This is a genomic window from Streptomyces sp. JH14 (genome assembly GCF_029428675.1).
GTDB lineage: Bacteria > Actinomycetota > Actinomycetes > Streptomycetales > Streptomycetaceae > Streptomyces.
In genome coordinates this window covers 3,528,794-3,553,828 of the sequence record NZ_JAJNEL010000001.1, presented here as the reverse complement: position 1 = coordinate 3,553,828, position 25,035 = coordinate 3,528,794, and the positions used below count along the sequence as shown (strand labels likewise).

The following is a 25,035-nucleotide window of genomic DNA, read 5'->3' as shown; positions in this document are numbered from 1 at the left end:
GTCGGCCCCGTCTGTTCGCAGGCGGGGCCGATCTTTGTCAGCCTGATAGTCAGCCACCCACAGTGCGGTTGTGCGGTAAGGAAGGACGGTTCCCGTGACGGCGGAAGTAGAGCTTCCCCAGGCGCCCGAAGAGGCGCGGGCGGTTTTCGGTGAGTTCTTCCCGGAGGCTGTCCGGTACGCGGAACTGCTTGCCGATGCCGGGGTCAAGCGAGGGCTGATCGGTCCTCGTGAGGTGCCGCGGCTGTGGGAGCGGCATTTGCTGAACTGTGCGGTGCTCTCGGAGGTCGTACCCGAGGGTGTGACGGTCTGCGATGTGGGCTCCGGCGCCGGTCTCCCGGGTATTCCGCTGGCACTGGTCCGTCCGGATCTGAAGATCACCCTGCTTGAGCCGTTGCTCCGGCGGACGAACTTCCTGCAGGAAGTCGTCGAGCTGCTGGGGCTGGATCACGTGACGGTCGTCCGTGGCCGGGCCGAGGAGGTCCTGGGGACGCTGCAGCCGGTCCATGTGGTGACGGCTCGCGCTGTCGCACCGCTCGACCGGCTGGCCGGCTGGGGTGTGCCGCTGCTGCGCCCGTACGGAGAGATGCTGGCGCTCAAGGGTGATACCGCAGAAGAGGAGATCAACGGCGCGCGTGCTGCCCTGAGCAAGCTCGGTGTGGTGGACACCGAGGTACTGCACGTCGGTGAAGGTGTGGTCGAACCGTTGTCCACTGTGGTGCGGGTAGTGGTCGGCGAGAGTCCGGGTGGTGTGAGGTTCGCCGCAAAGAGGGCGAAGGCTGCCAGGGTCGGCCGAGCGCGTCGCCGCCGCTGAAGGCGGCGGCAACACTGCGAGACTGCCTGTTACGGGTAGTTCATGCCGTTTTGTCAGTGATGCTCCGCGCGCGGTCATACGTACCGCATGCGGAGTGTCGTGCCCCTGTAGCTACGCTGCAGGGGCATCGTGTTTCACGTGAAACGTCGCTCTCTGTTGCATGGAATCATCAGCCGCGGTCGCGCGGCTGCCGCACCGCGGCATCGCAGGCCCTTTAGGGCTACGAAGTTGTCCACAGAAGTGGATTCATCCACAGAAGAGTGGGCCTCGCTGGTTCACGACCCCGAAAGCATGGCAGGCTCTGCTCATTGCGAGTCTGAAGTCGAGGAGAGTGAATCCTTGCGGTCCGACGCCAACATCGCGGGACCGATGACCGATCCGGTCCCCGGTCCCCGAACCGAATCGGCGGGGGACGGTGTTTCACGTGAAACACCGCCGCCGATGGATGACACACCCATCGGTCGCGCGGCCCAGCTGGCGGTCGAGGCCCTTGGCCGTGCCGGTGAAGGGCTGCCTCGCCCTGACCAGACACGCGTCATGGTGGTGGCCAACCAGAAGGGTGGGGTGGGTAAGACCACTACGACGGTCAACCTTGCCGCCTCGCTTGCCCTCCATGGTGCGCGCGTGCTGGTGGTCGACCTCGACCCGCAGGGCAACGCCTCCACCGCCCTGGGCATTGATCACCATGCCGAAGTTCCCTCCATCTATGACGTCCTGGTCGAGAGCAAGCCGCTCTCGGAGGTGGTTCAGCCCGTCCCGGACGTCGAGGGCCTCTTCTGTGCCCCCGCCACCATCGATCTCGCCGGTGCGGAGATCGAGCTGGTGTCGCTGGTGGCGCGGGAGAGTCGCCTGCAGCGGGCGATCCAGGCGTATGAGCAGCCTCTGGACTACATCCTCATCGACTGCCCGCCGTCGCTCGGTCTGTTGACGGTCAACGCTCTGGTTGCGGGCGCCGAAGTGCTGATCCCTATCCAGTGCGAGTACTACGCGCTCGAAGGACTGGGGCAGCTGCTGCGCAACGTCGACCTCGTCCGGGGGCACCTCAACCCCGATCTGCATGTGTCGACGATCCTGCTCACCATGTACGACGGCAGGACCAGGCTCGCTTCCCAGGTGGCGGAGGAGGTGCGCAGTCACTTCGGCAAGGAGGTGCTGCGCACGAGCATTCCTCGATCGGTGCGGATCTCGGAGGCGCCGAGCTATGGGCAGACCGTGCTGACCTACGATCCAGGTTCCAGTGGGTCCCTGTCGTATCTTGAAGCCGCTCGTGAGATCGCCCTGCGGGGGGTGGGGGTGCACTACGAGGCTCAGCATGCCCCGACGGGCAGCCTGAACAGCCAGCAGAACATTTCGGAGGGGATCCAGTGAGTGAGCGTCGTAGAGGGCTGGGGCGTGGGCTCGGCGCATTGATTCCCGCTGCCCCGCAGGAACGTCAGATGCCGACGTCCGGAGCAGGTTTGGTTTCTCCGGGCGGGATGCCCGCCATGACGACCGATCGCGGCGTGGCCGCCGCGAAGGTGACCACGCTCACCGCCGCTCAGGTCGTTCCGGAGCCGGGTACCCCCGTAGGGGACCCCGAGGAGTCGTCCTCGCAGCCGACGGATGCCGCGGGCGCCTACTTCGCGGAGGTCCTTCTCGGTTCCATCACTCCGAACCCCCGTCAGCCTCGTGAGGTGTTCGACGAGGACGCACTTGCGGAGCTGGTCACCTCCATCAAGGAGGTCGGGCTCCTCCAGCCGGTCGTCGTGCGGAAGCTGGGGCCGGAGCGCTATGAGCTCATCATGGGCGAGCGGCGTTGGAGGGCCTGCCGTGAGGCCGGTCTGGAGCGGATCCCGGCCATCGTCCGGGCCACGGACGACGAGAAGCTGCTTCTGGACGCGCTTCTGGAGAACCTGCACCGGGCTCAGCTGAACCCGTTGGAGGAGGCAGCTGCGTACGACCAGCTGCTCAAGGACTTCAAGTGCACACATGATCAGCTGGCCGATCGGATCGGGCGCTCCCGCCCGCAGGTGTCGAACACGCTACGTCTGCTGCGGCTCTCTCCGCCGGTGCAGCGCAGGGTCGCAGCCGGGGTGCTATCGGCCGGTCACGCGAGGGCACTGCTGTCTGTGGACGACTCCGAGGAGCAGGACCGCCTGGCTCATCGCATTGTGGCCGAGGGGCTCTCGGTGCGTGCGGTCGAGGAGATCGTGACGCTGATGGGCTCCCGGCCCAGCAGCACTCCCAAGTCCAAGGGCCCCCGAGCCGGCGGTCGGTTGTCGCCCGCCCTCTCCGATCTTGCTTCCAGGCTCTCGGACCGGTTCGAGACGAGGGTGAAGGTCGATCTCGGGCAGAAGAAGGGAAAGATCGTCGTCGAGTTTGCCTCGATGGAGGATCTGGACCGCATTCTCGGCAGCCTGGCACCGGGCGAGGGTCGTGTGCTGGAGCGGGGTCTTGCCGCGGAATCCGATGAGGACGGCGAGAACTGACGTCCGGACAAGGAACAGCAGGGCGGGCTGCATGCCGGAACATTCCGGAACACAGCCCGCCCTTTGCTTTGTCACGGTGTCGACTTCATCTCCGAGTGGATACGATTCGTTCTGGTATGGCACATCCAGCTTGATCCACCTCGGCGGAGGGAGGGCCATGCGTTCAGTGAGCCGCAGCCAACTGGTGACAGTGGGGCTGGGCCTAGGGGCTGTCGGAGGCTTTGTCGGCGGCCTGCTCCGAGAACGGAGCGCACTGGCCGCCGCACGCGATGCGGCGGGCGAAGGAAGCGAGGAACAGCCTTCATGGGACGGCGGCTCGTACCGCTCACACTGGATAACCTTCCCGATCTCCCCAAGCGGTGCCGCTCGTGTGTCTTCTGGGAGCTTGATCCGGTCAGTGGGGAAGCTGCGATAAAGGCAGGAACCCCCGAGCTGGAGAAGGAAGCCTGGATCTCTGCCGTCCTGCTGGAGTGGGGATCCTGCGGACGCGTCGTCTACGTGGACGACGTGCCGGTCGGCTTCGTTCTCTATGCGCCACCGGCGTATGTACCGCGCTCGACGGCCTTTCCCACCAGTCCGGTCTCCCCCGACGCTGTGCAGTTGATGACCGCCTGGATCATGCCCGGATATCAGGGCCAGGGACTGGGCCGCGTGATGGTGCAGACCGTCGCCAAGGATCTGCTGCGACGGGGTTTCAAGGCGATCGAGGCGTTCGGCGATGCTCGGTGGATGGAACCGGCCTGTGTGCTCCCGGCAGACCACCTACTGGCGGTGGGCTTCAAGACCGTACGCCCGCATCCGGTCCATCCACGGTTGAGACTGGAGCTGCGCACGACACTGTCGTGGAAGGAAGACGTCGAGTTGGCGCTGGACCGATTGCTCGGGGCTGTTCAGAAGGAACCGGCGCTGCGACCGCTGTGATTCAAGGCGTCACGGAAACGTGAAACGGGTCCGTCCCCCAGGGGACGGACCCGTTTCACGTGAAACAGTGGATCAAGTCCTACTCGGCGATGAAGCCTTCCAGGTCGCGGAGGATCGCAGCCTTCGGCTTGGCGCCGACGATGGTCTTTGCGACCTCGCCGCCCTGGTACACGTTCAGCGTCGGAATGGACATCACGCCGTACTTGGCAGCGGTGGCCGGGTTCTCGTCGATGTTGAGCTTGACGATTTCGATCTTGTCGCCGTGCTCAGCCGCAATGGCCTCCAGCGAGGGCGCGATCTGGCGGCACGGACCGCACCACGCGGCCCAGAAGTCCACCAGTACCGGCTTCTCGCTCTTCAGGACGTCCTCGTCGAAGGAGTCGTCAGTCACGTTCTTCAGGGCGCCGGCCACGGCGGCCTCCTTAACTTCGTGGGGTGAGGGGTGAGGGGTGAGGGGTGAGGGGTGAGGGGTGTGGATCAGACGGTGGCCGCAGCGGCCTTCTCGCCGTCGGCGAGCGCGGAAAGGAAGCGCTCGGCGTCGAGAGCGGCGGAGCAGCCGGTGCCGGAAGCGGTGATGGCCTGTCGGTAGGTGTGGTCGACGACGTCGCCGGCGCCGAAGACACCGGTCAGGTTCGTGCGCGTCGAGGGCGCGTCGACCTTGAGGTAGCCCTCGTCGTCGAGGTCGAGCTGGCCCTTGAAGAGCTCCGTGCGAGGGTCGTGGCCGACGGCGATGAACAGGCCGGTCACGGCGAGATCGGACGTCTCACCGGTCTTGGTGTTGCGCAGCGTCAGCCCGGAGAGCTTCTGCTCGCCGTGGACCCCGGCCACCTCGCTGTCCCAGGCGAACTTGATCTTCGGGTCGGCAAAGGCACGCTCCTGCATGGCCTTGGAGGCCCGCAGTGAGTCGCGGCGGTGGACGATCGTGACCGACCTGGCGAAGCGGGAGAGGAACGTCGCCTCCTCCATGGCCGTGTCGCCACCGCCGACCACAGCGATGTCCTGGTCCTTGAAGAAGAAGCCGTCACAGGTTGCGCACCAGGAGACGCCGCGTCCGGAGAGGGCGTCCTCATTCGGCAGGCCGAGCTTCCGGTGCTGCGAGCCGGTGGTGACGATGACTGCCTTGGCGCGGTGCACCGTGCCAGCCGTGTCGGTGACCGTCTTGATGTCACCGTTCAGGTCGACGGCAACCACATCGTCGGGGATGAGCTCGGCGCCGAACCGCTCCGCCTGGGCCCGCATGTTGTCCATGAGCTCAGGGCCCATGATCCCGTCCTGGAAGCCCGGGAAGTTCTCCACGTCGGTGGTGTTCATCAGAGCGCCACCAGCGGTCACAGCGCCCTCGAACACCAGGGGCTTCAGCGACGCACGCGCGGTGTACAGGGCGGCGGTGTAGCCCGCAGGGCCGGAGCCGATGATGATCACATTACGGACGTCGCTCACGGGTTTCTTCCTCGTCTCTGCAGACTGCCTACTGTCCACGCCTGATGGGGTCGGTTCAACGACTCACACCCCACCCAACGGATCCTACGGGGGATGCATTCCCGACGTGCCGGGGCCGCATCCGACGCGACTGTCAGTGGCGGGCGTAGGCGTGGGTCAGGAGCAGTTCGCCCTTGCCCGTGGGATCTGCTTCGACGCAGCCGGCGTCGATGACATAAGCCTGGACGAGCGTCGCGTCGCTCTGGTGCGGCAGAACGACAAGGAAGGCAGGCAGGCCCTCGTAGGTGCCTTCCTCGATGGCGAGGGCGGCAGACTTGCGCCCGATGCCTTGCTGGATGCAGGCGGGGACGGCCGCCGCGGGGGTGTGCAGCGACGTTCTGGGCGATGCAGAGGCGGAGGACTCGTTGTCGGGCGTCGACTGGCTATCGACCGAAGGCGCTCGTTTTTCGGAGAACGAGTCCTCGGCAGCAGGGGTACCGGAGTCGCTCAGGAGTGCGTGCACGCGCAAACCCAGTGGGGAGCCCGAGAACGCGTTTGCTCCGCTCTTTGAGGCGCCGCCCCGCATGTCCGCCGCCTTGCTGGTCGCGTCGGAGCTCTGGGAGGTCCGGACCGTCTGCAGCATGAGGACACTCGTGACGACGACGGCTGCGCCGAGCGCTGCGCTGAGAACGATGGTGCGGCGGCGTCGTGCCGACCTGCGCCCTGGGCCGGTGGCCGCCTGCGGCCGCCCTGCGGGACGACCTCCAGAGGCAGGCTGTGCCTCCGGGCCTCGTGTCTCGTGGCTCGCCCTCTCCGGGCCCTCTGGTTCTTGGCCCTCGGTTTCCGGACCTTCGGTACTCTGACCGTGTTCCGCGGCAGATGTTTCACGTGAAACATCTGCCGCTTCGTCCGACGCCGGCGTATCGAGAAGAGCCTCGGTGCTCAGCGCAGCGTCGATACGACGCGCGATGTCGTCGGGCATGGGTTCAGCGTCAGGCAGAGCGCCGAGCATCCCCTGGATCTCTTCGAGCGACGCCAGGACATCTCCGCAGAGGGTGCAGTCGTCCACGTGACGGCGCACTTCCTCGGTGCGGGACGGGGACAGCAGTCCTTCAGTGAGGTCGGAGATCTCCGAGATGTCCGGGTGCTGGGTCGTGTCGGTCGTCGATGTCATGTGCGCCCACCTCCGCCCTTCACTCCAGCAGGATCACTGGTCCCAATATCTCTCGGCCCCGGCACGGGTGGGACGGATGCTCTCTGCGTCCGGTTCCTCGCGGCGTTGACATCGCTGGTGTGACGGCCCTCGCTGCGCAGATGGGCGAGGAGGGGGGCCAGCCGAGCCCTGCCGCGTGCGCAGCGGCTCTTCACCGTGCCGGTCGGTACGTCGAGGATGAGGGCAGCCTCTGCCACGGGATAGCCCTGCATATCCACGAGGACGAGCGCGGCGCGCTGCTCGACAGGGAGGGTGCCGAGCGCTGCGAGAAGTTCGCGGTGCAGATCCTGGCGCTCGGCCGGCGCTTCGGCGGATTCGTGGGGCTCAAGGAGCTGCTCAAGCCGCTCGGTGTCGTCGACCGGCGAAGTCTTGCGCGAGGCCGCCTTACGGACCCGGTCGAGGCAGGCGTTGACGGTGATGCGGTGCAGCCAGGTGGTGACGGCGGACTGACCGCGGAAGGTGTGGGCGGCCCGGAAAGCGGAGACCAGGGCGTCCTGGACCGCATCGGCCGCTTCCTCGCGGTCGCCCAGGGTCCGTAGTGCCACGGCCCACAGCCGGTCGCGGTGCCGCCGTACCAACTCGCCGAAGGCATCCGGTTCACCGGCCACATGGCGAGCGAGGAGGTCTGAGTCGCTGAGTGGCTCTGACGGCTCGGCGGCCACCTCCCCTCCCTCCCTCTGTGTGTCGGGTGCGTCTGTCTATCACGATTCAGGCGAGCGGCGGCATGGAGACGAGGAAGATGGGTCCACGGAGGGCTGCGACCGTCCGTCGTCGGTCGCAGCCGCAGAGCCGACATGGTGAATGACTCCTGCCGGCCTGTTCTGTCAGCCGCGTACAGAGATCTCCGAGATCCCGCCGCGGAAGCGGCCTGCTGCCCCGTCCGGCGGGAGTTCGGTGATGTGGATCAGGATGTAGCGGGTCCGCACCGGTTTGTCGAGGCTCTCCTCCAGGCTGCTTCCGACCGTACCGAGCTCGGTGAGGCGCTGCGGGAAGTCGGAGACGGACGACGGCGTGGATGCGTTCTCGTCGGCGGCGAGCACTTCCGCCTTCTGCCCGCCGCGGTACATCTTGATCGTGAAGCCGCTGACGTCCTGCACGCGGCCGAGGTCAACGACTATGCCGCTGCCCTGCTTGCGGTTCGGCAGGTTGCCGAAATTGGCGTAGCCCTGGTACTGCGGGGTGATCCAGGCGGTGTCCGGCCTGCCGTCGACCGCGTTCGGTGCGTCCTCCTGCTGGATCCCCGAGCCGCCCGGCATGAACTCCGTCGCACCGGCGATCCGCAACGGCTTGGCCGGAGCAGGAATGTTCTTGTCGCCGTTCTCCGGGTTCGTCTGTGTGGTGCCGGTGCCGCCGGAATCGTTGCCGCGGTCCAGGAGCGTCTCTGCGAGCTGCCAGCTACCGAGGCCCAGGGCCGCGATGAGGAGTGCCGACACTGCCCACTTGAGAGCTTTGCCGGTACGGCTCTGGAGCGGCGCCGGCGGTGCGGGCATCACGGGCTGCGTCGCAGCACCGCCGGGAGCGGTGGGCGGGCGTCCGAAGCTGCCCTGCTGGTAGGTCGTGCGCTGGTACTCGGGCGGAGCCGTGAAGCTGGGCTCGGGCGGGCGGATGCGGGGCATCGCCGCAACGGCTTTGGCCAGCTCGTCGGGTGTGGTGCACGGCTGCTCCTGCCGGGAGGCGGTGGCTCCGTCGTTGGCGAGGGCGCGCATGGCAATTTCCGAGAGGCCGCGGTGGACCCCCGCCCGCACCTGGTCGGGGGCGAGCAGTCCGACGCCCTTGGGCAGCCCGGTAAGTCCGTAGGCATCGACCTCGTAGGGCCAGCGCTGGGTCAATGCGGCGTAGAGCAGGGCGCCGATCGCCTCGGTGTCTGCGCGCTGCGGGCCGTCGGCGGCAATGCCCCGCAGGGCGGCGTTCACCGCGAGGCCACGGATCCGGTACTGGCCGGTCGAGCTCCGCAGTACTGCCCCGGGGGTGAGCCGCAGATGTGCGAGACCCTCACGGTGTGCGGCCGCCATGGCCTGGGCGACCTGGCTGACCAACTGATAGGCGTCGTGAGCATCCATCGGACCGGCCGCCAGCAGAGCCGTGAGCTCGGTGGCATCGGGGAGCCATTCGTGGACGACATAGACGAGGTCGTCCTCCTCGACGGCGTCGAGGACCTGCACGAAGCGCGGGTCCCCGAGCAGCGCGGAGGATCGGGCCGCGGCCAGCACGGAGCGGGCTCGCGGATGGTCCGCGGGGAGCAGATGGACGCCCACCGCGCGGCGCAGTTTCTCGTCGACAGCACGCCAGCTGCTGAATCCGTCCAGACGGGTGACGCACTCCTCAAGGCGGTAGCGTCTGGCAAGTTTGTGGCCACTGTGCAGATCGGGGGTCGCTGACGCGGTTTCAGAGGGGCTCCGCTCACCGTCCGTGTCCTGGGCGGGGCTTGTGCCCGCGGTCTCCTGGGCTTCTGCCGTCCCGTCGGCCGTGGCCTCGTCCGCCTTGGCGGTCAGCGGCTCATCGCCGCTGTTGTCGGCCACGTCGACGGCAGCCGTGCTACGTTCCGCCACCGTCGTTCCTGCCTCCCCATCCGTTGAGCGATGCCAGCCAGCTCTGCACAGTCACGCCAATTGTGCCCACACTCCGGCGCTATGCACGACACGCGGAGACCGGCGATGGTTGTGCGCGACGACGATCCTCAGCGTCCGAGACGTCCGCGGACCATGCCGACCATGCCGTTGATCTCCTCGATCCGCATGCGCTTCGCAGCGACGAAGAAGACCCCCAGGAGAGCGGCCCCGCCGAAGAGCAGGGCGATCAGCGAACCGAAGGCACCCTCGCCCAGGGCCAGGAGCAGGGCGAAGCCCACGCCCCCGCCGATGACCGCCGCGGGGACCGCTGCGAGGCACAGTCGGGCGTAGGTACGGACGACCTGGGCGCCGTCCAGGTCGCCGCCCAGGCGGTTGCGGAGCCGCCGCCAGGCGATGCCCACGCCGACGGCGTAGGCCAGCCCGTACGAGGCCGCCATGCCGACGACAGCCCACTGGGCCGGAAGGACCACGTAGCAGAGAGCGGAGGCCGCAGCGTTGACCGCGGCGACGATGACCGTGTTGTAGAAGGGCGTGCGGGTGTCCTCGTACGCGTAGAAGCCACGCAGCACGACGTACTGCACGGAGTACGGGATGAGTCCGAGGCCGAACGCCATCAGGATGAAGCCCATGGACCGGGCGGCCTCGGTGCCGCTGGAGGAGTACAGCAGGGTGCACATCGGGACGCCCAGCGCGAGAAACGCGAAGGCCACCGGCACGATCGCCACGGCGGAGTTGCGCAGCCCCTGGGAGATGTCGTCGCGGACCGCACCGGGGTCGTTGTCGTGGGCGGCGCGCGAGATGCGGGGCAGCAGGGCCGCCATGACCGAGACGGTGATGATCGCCTGGGGCATGCCCCAGATCAGCTGGGCATTGGAGTACGCGAGGAATCCCGCGCCGTTCCTGCCGGAAGCCTTGCCCGCCGAGGTCGCGAGCTGCGTGACGACCAGTACACCGGCCTGGTTGGCGAAGACGAACAGCACGGTCCACTTGGCCAGCTTGACCGTCTTGCCGAGGCCGTGGCCCTTCCAGTCGAAGCGCGGACGGAAGCGGAAGCCGGCCTCGCGCAGATACGGGATCATCGCCAGGGCCTGGACGACCAGACCGAGCAGTGTGCCGATGCCGAGCAGCCGGATGCCCTCCGGCGGAATCGTCTGCACACCCATGTGGGACTCGGCGGAGGTGCCGTAGACCCAGATGAACATGCCGAACGTGAAGATCATGACGATGTTGTTGAGGACCGGGGTCCACATCATCGCGCCGAACCTGCCCCGGGCGTTGAGGATCTGGCCCATCACCACATGCACACCCATGAAGAAGATGGTGGGCAGGCAGTATCGGGCGAACGTCGTGGCCACGTTGTCGGCCGCCGGATCGTTCGCGATCGTGCTCGACATCAGGTGGATCAGCAGCGGAGCGGCAAAGACCGCGATGGCGACGATCACACCGAGCGCGACCATCACCAGCGTCAGCAGACGGTTGGCGTAGGCCTCGCCGCCGTCCTCGTCGTCCTTCATGGAACGGACGAGCTGAGGGACGAACACCGAGTTGAGACCGCCGCCGACGGTGAGGATGTAGATCATCGTCGGCAGTGTGTAGGCGATGGTGAAACTGTCACCGAGCAGTGCCGCACCCAGTGCAGCGGTGATCACCAGGCTGCGTACGAAGCCGGTGAGCCGGGACACCAGGGTGCCGGCCGCCATCACCGCGCTGGACTTGAGCAGGCCGGAAGCCCGGCCGCCTGCCTTCGGCGGGGCGGGTGCTGGAGCCGGTTCGGGCTCGGACGGGGCGGGAGATCCGGCTTGGCCCTCCTGGTCCCGGAACAGGTGGGCGAACGCGTCCGGTTCCTCGCGGTCCCCGGACGCCTGGGTGACGAGGTCGTCCACGCCGACGAACTGGGTCGTCGCCGCGTCCTCGCCGTAGGGCAGGTGCCGGGACGGGCCGGCGGGTTCGGGCGGTGGGGTCTGAGCCCAGATGCGCGGATCGGGGGCGTACTGCGTCGCCGGCGGCTGTTGGTAGAGCGGCTGCGGCGGCTGATAGGTGCCAGGAGGCGGGGGTGGGTGCGAGGCGCGGTCGTACAGCGCCTCGGCCACCGGGTCCTGGGCGGAGAGGTCCTGGGCACGGTAGGGATCGCGGTCGTACGCGTCCTGGAGGTACGGGTCCGGCACCGGAGGCCCCTGCTCCGGGCCTGAAGGCATCGAGGGTCCGCCGGAAGACCCGGCTCCGCCCGCACCTTGACCGCGGTCACCGTCGTACGGCGCGTTCATCGATACCCCACCTCATCGTCCCCGGCCGACCGGCCACGACAGACATCGCTCAACGGTCCACTTTCTCACCCGTGCCCGACGGCGCTCCGCTTTCCGGATCGGTGTCCGGCGTCGGGTCACTCGGCTGCTCGGGTTCACCGCCGTTGCCTTCCGCCGGATCGCCGGCGTTGGCACGCTTGCGATGGGTGTACATCCTGATGCCCGCAAGGACCAGTAGCAGCAGTCCTCCGGCGATCACCAGCAGCACAGTTGGTGTGACTTCGGAGACCTTCACGGTGAAGGTCATCTCCTCGCCGTACGGTGTGCCGTCCTCGGTGTAGAGCTGCGCTGTCACCTGCACCTGGCCGTTGGCGTTCGCCGCGGCGTTGAACTTCACGGACTGGCTGTGGCCGCCCGCGATACGGATCGGCCGCTCCGCGACTGCGCCGCCGCCGTTGAGCTTGAGCCGGGTCGCGTTCTCCGACTTCAGTCGGAGAACCAGATGATCGACACCCTGCACCAACTTGTTCTGCACGGTCACCGGGATGGTGGCGCTGCGGCCGGAAAGGGTGACGTCCGACTTAGCGATGAGCTGCACCTCGTTGGTGAGTCCATGCAGATACGTTCGTACGGAGTCCCGGTACTGCTGAGCCTCCAGCGGCCTGCCGCGCCATGACGTAGACATGGACCGGTTGATCGCGTTGCCGAAGGGGGTCACGACCCGCTCGGGCTGGGTGAGGATGACCCGGAAGTTGTCGAGCGAGTCCTGAGTGGCCTTGATGTCCTGGAAGGCCTGGGTCGGCAGCTCCTGGCTGCGGAGCTTCTTCGGGTACTCGGAGGTCCTGGGGACCCTCGTCGTCGCCTCTGCGTCGGGCTTCGCCTCGGCCGCGCCCACCAGGTCGAGGGGCTGTGTCCACCGCTCGTCGTCGAGGACGTGCAGGGCGCGCGCCATCGACTGCGCCTGGGCGGCGGTGGGCATCCGCTGCGGCGCGACGACGATGCTGCGGTCGCTGTCCGTGTCCTGCTCGGTCAGCGCAAGGCTCGTGGCGAGGAACTTCTGAACGGCAAGGGTGGATCGCCCCGCGTTCGACATGTCGCCCTCGAAGGCCTTGGAGAGCCGGGAGTCGGCGACGACGGCGGTGGTACCGCCACCGATCGGCCGAGCCGCGGTCGGTGTGTAGGGCAGCCCCCCGGTCTCCTGAAGGCTGTCGCTGCGGGCGATCACGTTGTGGGCACCGGCCGAAGTGGCGACATCGACGATCGACGGATCGATGGCACCGTCGATCGGCCACGCGAAGTCCGTGGACGGCTTCACATGCAGGACGGTCTCCACCGTCGGACCGGCCACCTCGGTGGCGTTCTGCAGGTGGCTCAGGGTTCCCGAGACGTTCTTTCCGCGGTGGGCGAGAGATGCCAGATCCGGGTCGGCGAACGGCAGCGCGACGACCTTGCGGTCCGCCACGGCTGCCTGCAGCGAAGTGAGCCACTGCTTGGCGACGGCCTGGTTCTTCCCTGCGATGGTGGTGTCCCCGGCCTTGATGCGGTAGTTCCCCGTCATCGCGTCGACGCCGGCCAGTAGATCCGGGTCGATCACCCACGTCACGGGCAGCTGGCTGCCCAGCGAGACCATCTGCTCCAGTCGTCCGCCGGGGGCGAGCTCAGTGGCCAGGTCGTCGTCCGCGAAGACCGGGGTCTGCTGCTCGTCGGAGCCCGTCTCGGCCGTCAGGTGCGCCGACGCGATCAGCGGCCAGAGATAGGTGATCCGGGTCGTGGAATCACTCTCCTCGGCCTGCCAGGGGAGGAAGGTCCGCTGGATGCCGAGCACGTGCTCGTACGGGGCACGGGAGGTCTGTCCGGACAGGGAGACACCGAACTGGTAGACACCGGAATCGTCGAGTTCCAGCTTGTCGACGGGCACGGACAGCGTGAAGTCCTGACTGATCCCGGACGGGAGCTTCGCGATCTTCAGCGTGTACCTGCCGCCGACCGGCGCCGGATCGATGCCGGGCACATATCCGGTGCGTTCGGCGGCCGCGTCGATGGATGTCCTGCCGAAGAGCCGTGGCCCCACGCGCAGGTCGACCCGGGCATCGGTGACCGTTTCCTTGCTCCTGTTGGTCAACGTGCCGGAGACGGTGAGTGTGTCCCCTTTCACGGGCGCGCTGGGGGCCAGGGAGTCCAGAGACACGCCCACGGTGCTGGAGCCGGTCGGCGCCTTGCTCGTCTCGCCGGCCTGCGCCGCGGGCGCGCCGGGACCGGCCAGCAGCATGGCGACGAGCGGCGCTCCGAGGAACGCGGAGGCTGTACGCCGCAGCCAGCGGCGGGCAGGAGAGTGACTGATCCCCTGAATGTCTGCCGCCTCGGCCACGCGCCTGTCCGTCCTTCGTCGTAGTCAGCTGCTGTCGATCGCTGTCGGTTGCTGCGTCCCCGCATGGTAACGATGTGCGCCGGGACTGAGTGCTGCGGAGTGAGCTACATGATCGGGAGAGTCTCGCAGGGCGGAAAGAAACGATGACGCCCGGGAGGGTTCGGGCACGTACCCTTTTCTGTTGTGCCGAACGCCAATGAAGAGAATTCCAGTGCCCTGACCCAGGTGCAGCACCTCGCAGTCAGCGAGCTGCTGCGGGTGTCCCCTGTCGCCGATGACCTCGCACGCCGTTTCCAGGATGCCGGATTCGGTCTCGCCCTGGTCGGCGGCTCGGTCCGGGACGCGCTTCTCGGCAGGCTCGGGAATGACCTGGACTTCACCACGGATGCCCGCCCCGAGGACGTACTGAAGATCGTCCGTCCTTGGGCCGACGCGGTGTGGGAGGTCGGTATTGCCTTCGGCACAGTGGGGTGCCAGAAGAACGGCTACCTGATCGAAGTCACCACATACCGGTCGGAGGCGTACGACAGGACCTCGCGCAAGCCGGAGGTTTCGTACGGCGACTCCATCGAGGAAGATCTCGTGCGCCGGGACTTCACGGTCAATGCGATGGCTGTGGCGCTGCCGCAGAAGGAATTCATCGACCCGCACGGTGGTCTCGATGATCTGGCGGAGCGTGTGCTGCGCACCCCCGGGACGCCCGAGGAATCATTCTCCGACGACCCGCTGCGCATGCTTCGCGCCGCACGCTTTGCCGCGCAGCTGGACTTCGATGTTGCCCCCGACGTCGTCGCCGCGATGACGGAGATGGCAGGCCGTATCGAGATCGTCTCTGCGGAGCGGGTCCGTGAGGAGTTCAACAAGCTGCTGCTCTCCGCGAACCCCCGCAAGGGTCTGGCTCTCCTGGTCTCCACGGGGCTGGCGCAGCAGGTGCTGCCGGAGCTGCCCGCCCTGCGGCTGGAGAGTGACGAGCATCACCGTCACAAGGACGTCTACGAGCATTCGTTGACCGTCCTGGAGCAGGCGATCGACCTGGAGGAGGACGGGCCCGATCTGACGCTGCGGCTTGCGGCGCTGCTTCACGACATCGGCAAGCCGCGGACCCGGCGCTTCGAGAAGGACGGGCGCGTCTCGTTCCATCACCACGAGGTGGTGGGCGCCAAGATGGTCAAGAAGCGAATGACGGAGCTCAAGTACGCCAACGACCTGGTCAAGGACGTTGCGAATCTGGTGGAGCTGCACCTTCGGTTCCATGGCTACGGCGACGGGGAGTGGACGGACTCCGCTGTGCGCCGGTATGTGCGCGATGCGGGCCCGCTGCTGGAGCGGCTGCACAAACTGACCCGCTCGGACTGCACGACCCGGAACAAGCGCAAGGCCGGCGCCCTCTCGCGCACGTACGACGCGCTTGAGGAGCGCATCGCGCAGCTGAAGGATCAGGAGGAGCTGGATGCCATCCGGCCCGACCTGGACGGGAACGAGATCATGCAGATCCTCGGTGTCGGTCCCGGGCCCGTGATCGGCAAGGCGTACGCGTTCCTGCTGGAACTGCGACTGGAGAATGGCCCGATGGAGCACGACGCTGCGGTCGCGGAGCTCAAGAAGTGGTGGGCCGCGCAGAGCTGAGGTCGCAGCGGCGGTCATGTTTCACGTGAAACATGACCGCCGCTGTCGTGTGAGGGGCGTTGTTTCACGTGAAACAACGCCCCTCGACATAGCGCCCCGCCTTGAGCGCCTGCCCGGTAGGCCGCGTGCCTGTCCAGGCCGAAGTGGGTCTCATGCGGTGGCACGCTAGAGCGCTTTGTCGGAATGACTCCATCGGAACATCGTCACTGCGACGATCGAGTAGAGCGCGGCAACCGCGATCACCACTGTGGGCGACTCGCCATCAGGCGGCAGGATCAAGGCGCACACCGCGGCAGCGCCGACAAAGGCCACGTTGAACAGCACGTCGTACAGGGAGAAGATCCGGCCGCGGAAGGAGTCGTCCACCGAGGTCTGCACGACGGTGTCCGTCGCGATCTTTGCTCCCTGGGTGACCATTCCGAGGACGAACGCTGCAACGAGCATCGGCTGGGGACTGAACCACAGCCCGAGCGCGGGCTCGAGGGCCGCGGCCGCGGTCGCGCAGACGGCCATCCATCGGAAACGGCCCAGCCGTCCCACCGCCCAGGGTGTCAGTACGGCCGCTGCGAAGAACCCCGCACCGGAGGCCCCTACCGCCAGGCCGAGCAGAGCGAGTCCGTCGGAGTCGTTGTCGGACCAGGCGTATCGGCACAGCATCAGCACCATCACGGTCAGCGCTCCGTAACAGAACCGGATCACCGTCATGGCCGCCAGCGCCCGTGCGGCGGCCCTTCGCGTGGCCAGGTGGTGCAGCCCGCCGGCGAGTCCCCGCGCGGTGGTGGTCAGGGCGTTCCGCAGCCTGAGACGGCTGTCATCCGGGTCCGGCCCGAGGAGACCAGCCGCAAGGCTCAGGGATGTCAGCGCCGACGCGAGATAGAGCCCCGCCCCCAGCAGAACCACCGCTGCATCGGAGTCTGCCGCGACCAGACGTACGACAAAGGCAAGACCGCCGCCCGCCGTGGCGGCGAGCGTGCCCGCAGTCGGCGAGAGCGAGTTGGCCATGACCAGTCGGTCCCTGTCGACGACCCGCGGAAGTACGGCCGAGAGGCCCGCCAGCACAAAGCGGTTGACTGCGGTGACGCTCAGGGCGGAGGCGTAGAAGAGCCAGGCGGGCGCCGAGCCGAGGATCAGCAGGGCCGTGCAGCAGGCGAGGGCGGCTCGCAGCAGATTGCCGTACAGAAAGACCTGGCGGCGCGGCCAGCGATCCAGAAAGACGCCGGCGAAGGGCCCGATGAGTGAGTACGGCAGCAGCAGCACGGCCATCGCGGAGGCGATGGCTCCCGCCGATGTCTGTTTCTCCGGGGAGAAGACGACGTGCGCAGCCAGGGCGACCTGGTAGACACCGTCGGCCGACTGGGAGAGCAGACGTACGGCGAGCAGACGACGGAAGTTCCGAAGGCGCAGGAGTACGCGCAGATCACGTACGACGGGCATGTGGGCAAGGGTCACATACGTTGAGGGTCCCCGGGCGGATTGCCCGGGGACCCTCAACGATGCGGGAAAGGTGGAGCGTTGCCGCTCATCGCCCTTCCACGGTCACACGCCGTTGCCGCTCGTGTCAGCGCTCGACGTCGCCGCTGATGAACTTCTCGACGTTCTCGCGGGCCTCGTCGTCGAAGTACTGGACCGGCGGGGACTTCATGAAGTACGAGGACGCGGAGAGGATCGGACCGCCGATGCCGCGGTCCTTGGCGATCTTCGCGGCGCGCACGGCGTCGATGATGACACCGGCGGAGTTCGGGGAGTCCCAGACCTCGAGCTTGTACTCCAGGTTCAGCGGAACGTCACCGAAGGCACGACCCTCGAGACGCACGTACGCCCACTTGCGGTCGTCCAGCCAGGCCACGTAGTCCGACGGGCCGATGTGCACGTTGTCCGCACCCAGCTCGCGGTCACGGATCTGCGAGGTGACGGCCTGCGTCTTGGAGATCTTCTTGGACTCCAGGCGCTCGCGCTCGAGCATGTTCTTGAAGTCCATGTTGCCGCCGACGTTCAGCTGCATCGTGCGGTCCAGGACGACGCCCCGGTCCTCGAAGAGCTTCGCCATCACGCGGTGCGTGATGGTGGCGCCGACCTGCGACTTGATGTCGTCGCCGACGATCGGGACACCGGCCTCGGTGAACTTGTCCGCCCACTCCTTGGTACCGGCGATGAAGACCGGGAGGGCGTTGACGAACGCGACCTTGGCGTCGATGGCGCACTGTGCGTAGAACTTGGCAGCGACCTCGGAACCGACGGGCAGGTAGCAGACGAGAACGTCGACCTGCTTGTCCTTGAGGACCTGAACGACGTCGACCGGGGCCTCGGTGGACTCCTCGATGGTCTCGCGGTAGTACTTGCCCAGACCGTCGTGGGTGTGGCCGCGCTGGACGGTCACGCCGGTGTTCGGCACGTCGGCGATCTTGATGGTGTTGTTCTCGCTCGCACCGATGGCGTCCGCGAGGTCGAGACCGACCTTCTTCGCGTCGACGTCGAAGGCGGCGACGAACTCGACGTCACGCACGTGGTAGTCGCCGAACTGGACGTGCATCAGGCCGGGCACCTTGCCGGCCGGATCGGCGTCCTTGTAGTACTCGACGCCCTGCACCAGCGAGGCGGCGCAGTTACCCACGCCTACGATGGCTACGCGAACCGAACCCATTCCGGTTGCTCCCTGTGTTGAGTGTTCTCGGTGATTCCGATGAAGGCCCTGCGGAACTGCTGGGACTTCACTTGCCGGTGTCGTCGGACGGATCCGGCGGGGCAGCGCCCCGGTGCCGGGGCAGGCCGTCCGTCTCTCCTGCTGTGTTCTGCGGAGCTGAGCCCTCGGGCGAGGATCGTCGCTGATCCCGTCCCGATCGCTCGCTCTCGATGAGCTCGTTCAGCCAGCGCACTTCGCGCTCCACGGACTCCATGCCGTGTCGCTGCAGCTCAAGTGTGTAGTCGTCGAGTCGCTCGCGGGTGCGTGCCAGAGAGGCGCGCATCTTCTCCAGACGCTCCTCCAGCCGGCTGCGGCGGCCTTCCAGCACGCGCATCCGCACCTCGTGCTCCGTCTGCCCGAAGAAGGCGAAACGTGCTGCGAAATGCTCGTCCTCCCAGGAGTCCGGGCCGGTGTGGGAGAGCAACTCCTCGAAGTGCTCCTTACCTTCTGCCGTCAGCCGGTAGACGATCTTGGCGCGGCGTCCCGCCAGTGTCGAAGCGGGGGCGACAGGACGGCCACCGGCGGGTGGAAGGTCGTCCGCGGAGCTACCTGTCTCCTCGATCAACCATCCATTGGCGACCAGCGTCTTGAGGCACGGGTAAAGGGTGCCGTAGCTGAAGGCGCGGAAGATCCCCAGCGACGTGTTGAGGCGTTTGCGGAGCTCGTACCCATGCATCGGGGACTCGCGGAGCAGACCGAGTACGGCGAACTCGAGGATGCCGGAACGTCTGCTCAACTTCGCCTCCTCCTTCTTCTCCGAGTGCTCTCAGGGAGCCTATGCCGAGCTGATGTATCGACTCGATACATCCTGACGATAGATCGCTCCGAGCGATGCGACAAGGGGGGCCATCGTGAACGGCGTCACATCATCAATTCGCAGCAGGTGACTTGCCTGATTTGAGGTGAACTTCGGCTCTAGGAGGGTTTTGACCGTGCGTAGTCTGTGCGGCATGCAGACCACCGGGAACCGTGTGACGCGCCCAAGCGTCAGTCATCGCGGACCGACCGGATGCGCTGCGGATGAGCCTGTCGCAGGGCTGGTCCGTAATTCGGGGGGACCGGATCTCAACTGCCGCTTCCAGGCACTCTTGCCTGCCCGAGGAGTAGTCGTTCGATGAGCGAGCACCGTCGCAAAACGCCGCAACCGCAGGGTGGCGGGCGCGCCGCGGCCAGACGAGCCGCCCAGCAGTCCTCAGGACGCCGCGCAGCTCCGTCACGCGGAGTAACTTCCGAGTCACCGTCCGGTTCGTACGGCGCGGAGAGTCCGTACGGCGGACGCGCCGAAGCCAGGAGGGCCGCCCAGCGCGGCGGCGGGCGGCGGGCCGCCGAGGGAGGTGGCGCAGGCTACGGCGGAGGAGGGGGCCGCCGACGCGGTGGTGACGACGGCGGGTACGACGGCCCCGGCCGGGGCCGTGGACGCGGCAGTCAGCGGCCCGTCAAGAAGCGCTTCATCGACTACCCGCGCGCCGACAAGTACGGGATGCGGCGCTGGGTGCCGTCGTGGAAGCTCCTCTCGGGTCTGTGCATCGCCTTCCTCGGCCTGCTCATGGGCTTTGCCGGGCTGGCCTACGCGATGGTTGCCACGCCCGAGGTGAAGGATGCCGCCAAGGCGGAGAACAACGTCTACTACTGGGCCGACAACACGCAGATGGTCGCGACGGGTGGTGAGACCAACCGTCAGATCATCGATTACTCGCAGATCCCCGCGGCCATGCGGAACGCCGTCATCTCGGCGGAGAACAAGTCGTTCGAAACGGACAGCGGCATCGACCCCATGGGTATCGCCCGGGCCCTCTACAACATGGCCAAGGGCGGCGAGACCCAGGGTGGCTCGACGATCACCCAGCAGTACGTGAAGAACTCGCGGCTCTCGCAGGAACAGACGCTGAGCCGGAAGTTCGAGGAACTGTTCATCACGCTCAAGGTCGGCAAGCAGATGGACAAGAAGGACATCATGGCCGACTACCTCAACATCTCGTACTACGGACGAGGTGCATCGGGAATCCAGGCCGCGGCCCGTACGTACTACGGCAAGGACGCGAAGAAGCTGAACCCGAGCGAGTGCGCTTTCCTGGCCACTCTGCTCAAGGGCGCGACTTACTACGATCCGGCGGGCGCGCCCGAGATCGATCCCGAACAGGCCACGCCGGCGAAGAACCTGGACCGGGCGAAGAAGCGCTGGAAGTGGATCCTCGAGGAAGAGGTGAAGGACGGCCGGCTGGACGCTTCGGACCTCGCCAAGTACAAGACGTTCCCCATGCCGGACGCGCCGAAGAAGAACGCCCAGCTGGGCGGACAGATCGGTTATCTGGTGGACCTCGCCAAGTCGAACTTCCTCAACAACAACGACCGGGGCATCACCGCGGACAAGCTCGCCCAGGGCGGTTTCGAGATCCACACCACCTTCGACAAGAAGAAGGTCGAGAAGCTCAACGCCGCGGTGAAGAAGGTCTACGACAGCAGGATCGACCCGAAGAAGCGCCCCTTGACGGACACGCACGTCCAGTTCGGTGGCGCGTCGGTGGATCCGAACACCGGTGCCATCCTCGCGATATACGGCGGTCAGAACGCGACGACGCACTACACCAACAACGCCGACACCACGGGCGCACAGGTCGGTTCGACCTTCAAGCCGTTCGTGCTGGCGGCCGCGATGGAGTACGGCAAGCGAGACCCGGATCTCGGCCCGGACCAGGGTGAGTCGGAGCGCGAGAAGGTCTCGCCCAAGAGCATCTACAACGCCAACGACATGCTGAAGATCAAGAAATACAACGGTGAGGTGTGGGAGGACGAGAACGGCAAGGAGTGGCTGCAGTCCAACGACGGCCATGAGTCGAGGGGAAACATCACCCTTCGTGAGGCCATGCAGTGGTCCGCCAACTCGCCCTACGTGCAGCTCGGTATGGACGTCGGCACCGACAAGGTGAAGGACGTCGCCGTCGCGGCGGGTCTGCGTGACGACAAGTACATGGCGGACTCGAACGTTCCGTCGTTCTCCATCGGAACGTCCCAGCCGAGCGCGATCCGCATGGCGGGGGCGTACGGCACCTTCGCCACCAGCGGTATGCAGCACGACCCGTACTCGGTCAGCGAGGTCAAGCAGCGTGGCGAGGTCATCTATCAGCACAAGAAGGTGAACAAGCGGGCCTTCGATCCCGTGATCGCCGACAACGTCACCGACGTTCTGAAGAATGTCGTGGAGAAGGGAACAGGCACGCCTGCCCGGCTCCCCGGCCGGGACGTGGCGGGCAAGACGGGTACCACCGACCAGAACAAGTCCGCCTGGTTCGTGGGCTACACCCCGCAGCTCTCGACGGCCATCAGCATGTACCGGCTGGACGACAACGAGAAGCACAAGGACCGTGGGTTCGAGGAGATGTACGGGACAGGCGGCGAGAGGACCATCCACGGTGCCTCGTTCCCGGCCCAGATCTGGCACGACTACATGATCGACGCGCTGCAAGGGACGCAGGCCGTGAGCTTCCCGAAGCCGCAGCCCTGGGGTGAGACGCTCTACGGCGGTGGCGCGAAGAGCCCCTCCCCGACGCCGAGCGTCGTGCCTTCGGACACCCCTTCCAGCACGCCGTCGTCGAAGCCTTCGAGGACTCCCGATGTCCCGAAGCCCGGCCCGAGCGACAGCTGCGGGGCGTGGGACTGGAACTGCCAGAACAACAACGGCGGCACCAACACGGGCGGCAACACCGGAACGACCGACGGCGGCACGGGAGGCACGACCCAACCCTCGACAGACCCGACATCCTCGCCAGGGGACACTGTGGGAGGCAACGGGAACGGGAACGGAAACGGGGGCGGAAACTTCTTCGGGGGCCCGGTCGGATAGCGTCCGGCCGGCAGGCGCTCCGGTCGGCGGCACGCCGACGAAGAGCAGCCGGAGAACGACCTCTCGAGGGCCGTCGCACCACTCGGTGCGGCGGCCCTCGCCGTTTCCACAGTCCCGTACGGCAGGATGTGCGGCATGCCAAGCGCAGAAGACACGAGCGTGCACCACGAACGGCCCGTCGTGAGGCCCACGCAGCGGGACGAGATCGCCGCGGCCGGCAGCGAGCTGATCGGCGGGCGGTCGGGGCGCTGGGCGCGGCTCGGTACCGGCCCGCTCACACCGGTGCGCGTCGTCGCGCTGGTGGCGATCGGGATGTTCGCGCTCGGCATGGTGCAGAAGGCGCCTTGCTACAACTGGGCGTGGTTCAGGGGTGCCAGCTCGCAGTACACGCACGCCTGCTACTCCGACATTCCGCATCTCTTCGTCGGGCGCGGCTTCGCCGACGGCCTTGTGCCGTACTTCGACCGCCTGAGCGGCGACATGCAGTACCTCGAGTACCCCGTGCTGACGGGTGTGTTCATGCAGGTCGCGTCCTGGCTGACGCCCGGCGGTTCCATGCAGCACCGCGAGCAGATGTACTGGATGGTCAACGCGGGCATGCTCATGATCTGCGCTGCGGTCATGGCCGTGTGTGTCGCCCGCACGCACCGGCGCCGTCCGTGGGACGGGCTGCTGGTCGCCCTGGCGCCCGCGTTCGCGCTCACCGCCACGATCAACTGGGACCTGCTGGCCGTCGCTCTGACGGCTGCGGGGATGCTCATGTGGTCCCGGCAGCGGACGCTGGCGTTCGGCATCCTCATCGGCCTCGCCACGGCCGCCAAGCTCTATCCCGTCTTCCTGCTGGGGCCGGTCTTCGTGCTCTGCTGGCGGGCGGGCAAATGGCGCGAGTTCTTTGTGGCGACGCTCGGCGCGGCCGCGTCCTGGCTGGCGGTGAACCTGCCGGTAATGGTGTTCGCGCCCGAGGGGTGGAAGAAGTTCTACACGTTCAGCCACGACCGGCCGCTCGACTTCGGTTCGTTCTGGCTGATCATTGCGCAGCGTGCCGGCATCTCCATCTCGGTCGACACCGTGAACAACATCTCGCTGCTGCTGACCATCCTGTTGTGCGCGGGTATCGGCGCGCTGACGCTGGCGGCCCCGCGCCGGCCGCGCTTCGCCCAGCTCGCCTTCCTCGTCGTCGCGGCGTTCATCCTCACCAACAAGGTCTATTCACCGCAGTACGTTCTGTGGCTGATCCCCCTGGCAGCACTGGCGAGGCCGCGCTGGCGGGACTTCCTCATCTGGCAGGCGTGCGAGGTCATGTACTACCTGGGGATCTGGATGTACCTCGCGTACACGACGAGCGGGGACAAGCACCAGGGGCTGCCGACGGAGGGCTACCAGCTGGCGATCGCCGTGCATCTGCTGGGCACGCTCTACCTCTGCGCCGTCGTTGTACGGGACATCCTGATGCCGGAGCGGGACGTCGTACGCAGCGACGGGTCGGACGACCCGTCGGGCGGGGTGCTCGACGGGGCCGAGGACGTCTTCGTGGTGGGGCGTGCGGCGGCGCACCGGCCGCGGCACGCGGCGCCCGCGGCCGAGGGACCGCGGGTGGAGTGGGGCACGGCACGCGAACCGGCCGGAGACTGAGCAGGGCCTCACCGGACGGCTGCGAGCCCCCGGCGAGGCCCTGGCCCCTACTTCGTTCTCTGGGTCGGCCCAGCGCCTCAGCAGTCGACGAGACGGTCGAACTGGGTGGTCGTGTGGCGCAGATGGGCGACGAGCTCGTCGCCGACCTTCGGTTCCGGCGCGTCCGCGGGCACGAACAGGATCGACACCTGCATGTGCGGCGGCTCGGCGAACCAGCGCTGCTTGCCCGCCCAGACGAACGGCGACAGGTTGCGGTTGACCGTGGCCAGCCCCGCGCGGGCGACGCCCTTGGCCCGCGGCATCACGCCATGCAGGGCCTTCGGGGCCTCCAGGCCCACGCCGTGCGACGTACCGCCGGCGACGACCACCAGCCAGCCGTCGGAAGCGGCCCTCTGCTGCCGGTAGCCGAACCGGTCGCCCTTGGCGACGCGCGTGACGTCGAGGACAGAACCCCGGTACTCCGTCGCGTCGTGGTCGCCGAGCCACAGCCGCGTGCCGATGCGGGCGCGGAAGCGGGTCTGCGGGAACTGCTGCTGCAGCCGGGCCAGCTCCTCGGCGCGCAGATGACTGACGAACATGGTGTGCAACGGCAGCCGGGCCGCCCGCAGGCGGTCCATCCAGCCGATGACCTCCTCGACCGCATCCGAGCCGTCCGTGCGGTCCAGCGGCAGGTGCAGGGCGAAACCTTCGAGGCGCACGTCCTCGATGGCGGCGTGCAGCTGCCCCAGCTCCTCCTCCTTGACGCCGTGACGCTTCATCGAGCTCATGCACTCGATGACGACCCGGGCCCCCACGAGTGCGTGCACACCGTCCACGGAGGAGACGGACCGGATGACGCGGTCGGGCAGCGGCACCGGCTCCTCGCCCCGCCGGAACGGGGTGAGCACCAGCAGATCGCCGCTGAACCAGTCCTTTATCCGAGCCGCCTCATAGGTGGTGCCGACGGCCAACGTGTCCGATCCGAAGCGGATCGCCTCGTCTGCGAGCCGCTCGTGACCGAAGCCGTATCCGTTGCCCTTGCAGACCGGTACGAGTCCGGGGAACTGGTCGAGTACGGATTTCTGGTGCGCCCGCCAGCGCGCGGTGTCGACGTAGAGGGAGAGCGCCATGGCCGGTCCGGAACCTTTCTGGTGGCTGCGGTGTATCAGAGGTATGCGGAGCTTGATGAAGTGCCTGAGCGTGTCGGCCTGCCTGCCGACGTGCCTGCTGAAGCGCCTGTTAATCCTGTTGGTGCGCCTATTGA

At 67.2% G+C, this 25,035-nt stretch carries 18 protein-coding genes; 7 read left to right on the top strand and 11 right to left on the bottom strand.

Translation table 11 applies throughout. The features are described from left to right. Positions 1-94 precede the first annotated feature (94 nt). From rsmG to LRD69_RS15995, 4 genes are all read left to right on the top strand, one after another. Entirely contained in the window at positions 95-811 is a 717-nt protein-coding gene (gene rsmG / locus LRD69_RS16010; protein ID WP_277327242.1) for a 16S rRNA (guanine(527)-N(7))-methyltransferase RsmG, read from the top strand. A gap of 291 nt (positions 812-1,102) precedes the next feature. Beyond that, the gene (locus LRD69_RS16005; RefSeq protein ID WP_277329754.1) at positions 1,103-2,179 is read left to right on the top strand and encodes a ParA family protein; all 1,077 of its coding nucleotides are present in this window, start codon (positions 1,103-1,105) and stop codon (positions 2,177-2,179) included. Further along, the gene (locus tag LRD69_RS16000; RefSeq protein WP_277327241.1) at positions 2,176-3,279 is read left to right on the top strand and encodes a ParB/RepB/Spo0J family partition protein; all 1,104 of its coding nucleotides are present in this window, start codon (positions 2,176-2,178) and stop codon (positions 3,277-3,279) included. The genes LRD69_RS16005 and LRD69_RS16000 overlap by 4 nt, the downstream gene beginning before the upstream one ends. A gap of 303 nt (positions 3,280-3,582) precedes the next feature. Beyond that, positions 3,583-4,200, top strand: coding sequence for a GNAT family N-acetyltransferase (locus LRD69_RS15995; protein WP_277327240.1), 618 nt, complete (start codon positions 3,583-3,585; stop codon positions 4,198-4,200). A 79-nt stretch (positions 4,201-4,279) separates the two neighbouring features. Here LRD69_RS15995 and trxA read toward each other — a convergent pair whose 3' ends face one another. From trxA to LRD69_RS15960, 7 genes are all read right to left on the bottom strand, one after another. Continuing rightward, positions 4,280-4,612, bottom strand: a complete 333-nt coding sequence (gene trxA, locus LRD69_RS15990) for a thioredoxin (RefSeq protein WP_030930508.1) — start codon at positions 4,610-4,612, stop codon at positions 4,280-4,282. 65 nt (positions 4,613-4,677) lie between these two features. Then, entirely contained in the window at positions 4,678-5,640 is a 963-nt protein-coding gene (trxB, locus tag LRD69_RS15985; protein WP_277327239.1) for a thioredoxin-disulfide reductase, read from the bottom strand. Between the two features lie 133 nt (positions 5,641-5,773). Continuing rightward, positions 5,774-6,793: a hypothetical protein gene (locus LRD69_RS15980; RefSeq protein ID WP_277327237.1), complete on the bottom strand. Its 1,020-nt coding sequence runs from the start codon at positions 6,791-6,793 to the stop codon at positions 5,774-5,776. Next, positions 6,790-7,494 carry an RNA polymerase sigma factor SigM gene (sigM, locus tag LRD69_RS15975; protein WP_277327236.1) on the bottom strand — a complete coding sequence of 235 codons (705 nt, stop codon included), beginning with the start codon at positions 7,492-7,494 and terminating at the stop codon, positions 6,790-6,792. The genes LRD69_RS15980 and sigM overlap by 4 nt, the downstream gene beginning before the upstream one ends. 162 nt (positions 7,495-7,656) lie before the next feature. Further along, the gene (locus LRD69_RS15970; RefSeq protein ID WP_277327235.1) at positions 7,657-9,381 is read right to left on the bottom strand and encodes a serine/threonine protein kinase; all 1,725 of its coding nucleotides are present in this window, start codon (positions 9,379-9,381) and stop codon (positions 7,657-7,659) included. 128 nt (positions 9,382-9,509) lie between these two features. Next, positions 9,510-11,666 carry a murein biosynthesis integral membrane protein MurJ gene (murJ, locus tag LRD69_RS15965; protein WP_277327234.1) on the bottom strand — a complete coding sequence of 719 codons (2,157 nt, stop codon included), beginning with the start codon at positions 11,664-11,666 and terminating at the stop codon, positions 9,510-9,512. Positions 11,667-11,715: 49 nt separating this feature from the next. Then, positions 11,716-14,013, bottom strand: a complete 2,298-nt coding sequence (locus LRD69_RS15960) for a DUF6049 family protein (RefSeq protein ID WP_277327233.1) — start codon at positions 14,011-14,013, stop codon at positions 11,716-11,718. A 183-nt stretch (positions 14,014-14,196) separates the two neighbouring features. Between LRD69_RS15960 and LRD69_RS15955 the strand changes: the two genes are divergently transcribed. Further along, on the top strand, positions 14,197-15,639 hold the full coding sequence (locus tag LRD69_RS15955; protein ID WP_277327232.1) for a CCA tRNA nucleotidyltransferase: 1,443 nt from the start codon (positions 14,197-14,199) through the stop codon (positions 15,637-15,639). Positions 15,640-15,804: 165 nt separating this feature from the next. Here LRD69_RS15955 and LRD69_RS15950 read toward each other — a convergent pair whose 3' ends face one another. From LRD69_RS15950 to LRD69_RS15940, 3 genes are all read right to left on the bottom strand, one after another. Further along, entirely contained in the window at positions 15,805-17,073 is a 1,269-nt protein-coding gene (locus LRD69_RS15950; RefSeq protein ID WP_277327231.1) for an MFS transporter, read from the bottom strand. Positions 17,074-17,197: 124 nt separating this feature from the next. After that, positions 17,198-18,280 carry an inositol-3-phosphate synthase gene (locus tag LRD69_RS15945; RefSeq protein WP_277327230.1) on the bottom strand — a complete coding sequence of 361 codons (1,083 nt, stop codon included), beginning with the start codon at positions 18,278-18,280 and terminating at the stop codon, positions 17,198-17,200. Positions 18,281-18,347: 67 nt separating this feature from the next. Continuing rightward, a complete protein-coding gene (locus LRD69_RS15940) occupies positions 18,348-19,055 on the bottom strand; it encodes a helix-turn-helix transcriptional regulator (protein WP_277327229.1) in 708 nt (235 codons plus the stop codon). A 378-nt stretch (positions 19,056-19,433) separates the two neighbouring features. On the opposite strand from LRD69_RS15940, the gene LRD69_RS15935 reads away from it, so the two are divergent. Continuing rightward, entirely contained in the window at positions 19,434-22,160 is a 2,727-nt protein-coding gene (locus LRD69_RS15935; protein WP_277327228.1) for a transglycosylase domain-containing protein, read from the top strand. Positions 22,161-22,295: 135 nt separating this feature from the next. Further along, complete coding sequence (locus LRD69_RS15930; RefSeq protein ID WP_277327227.1) at positions 22,296-23,792, top strand: glycosyltransferase 87 family protein; 1,497 nt, start codon at positions 22,296-22,298, stop codon at positions 23,790-23,792. Between the two features lie 77 nt (positions 23,793-23,869). Here LRD69_RS15930 and LRD69_RS15925 read toward each other — a convergent pair whose 3' ends face one another. Next, entirely contained in the window at positions 23,870-24,901 is a 1,032-nt protein-coding gene (locus LRD69_RS15925; RefSeq protein ID WP_277327226.1) for an alanine racemase, read from the bottom strand. Positions 24,902-25,035: the final 134 nt, after the last annotated feature.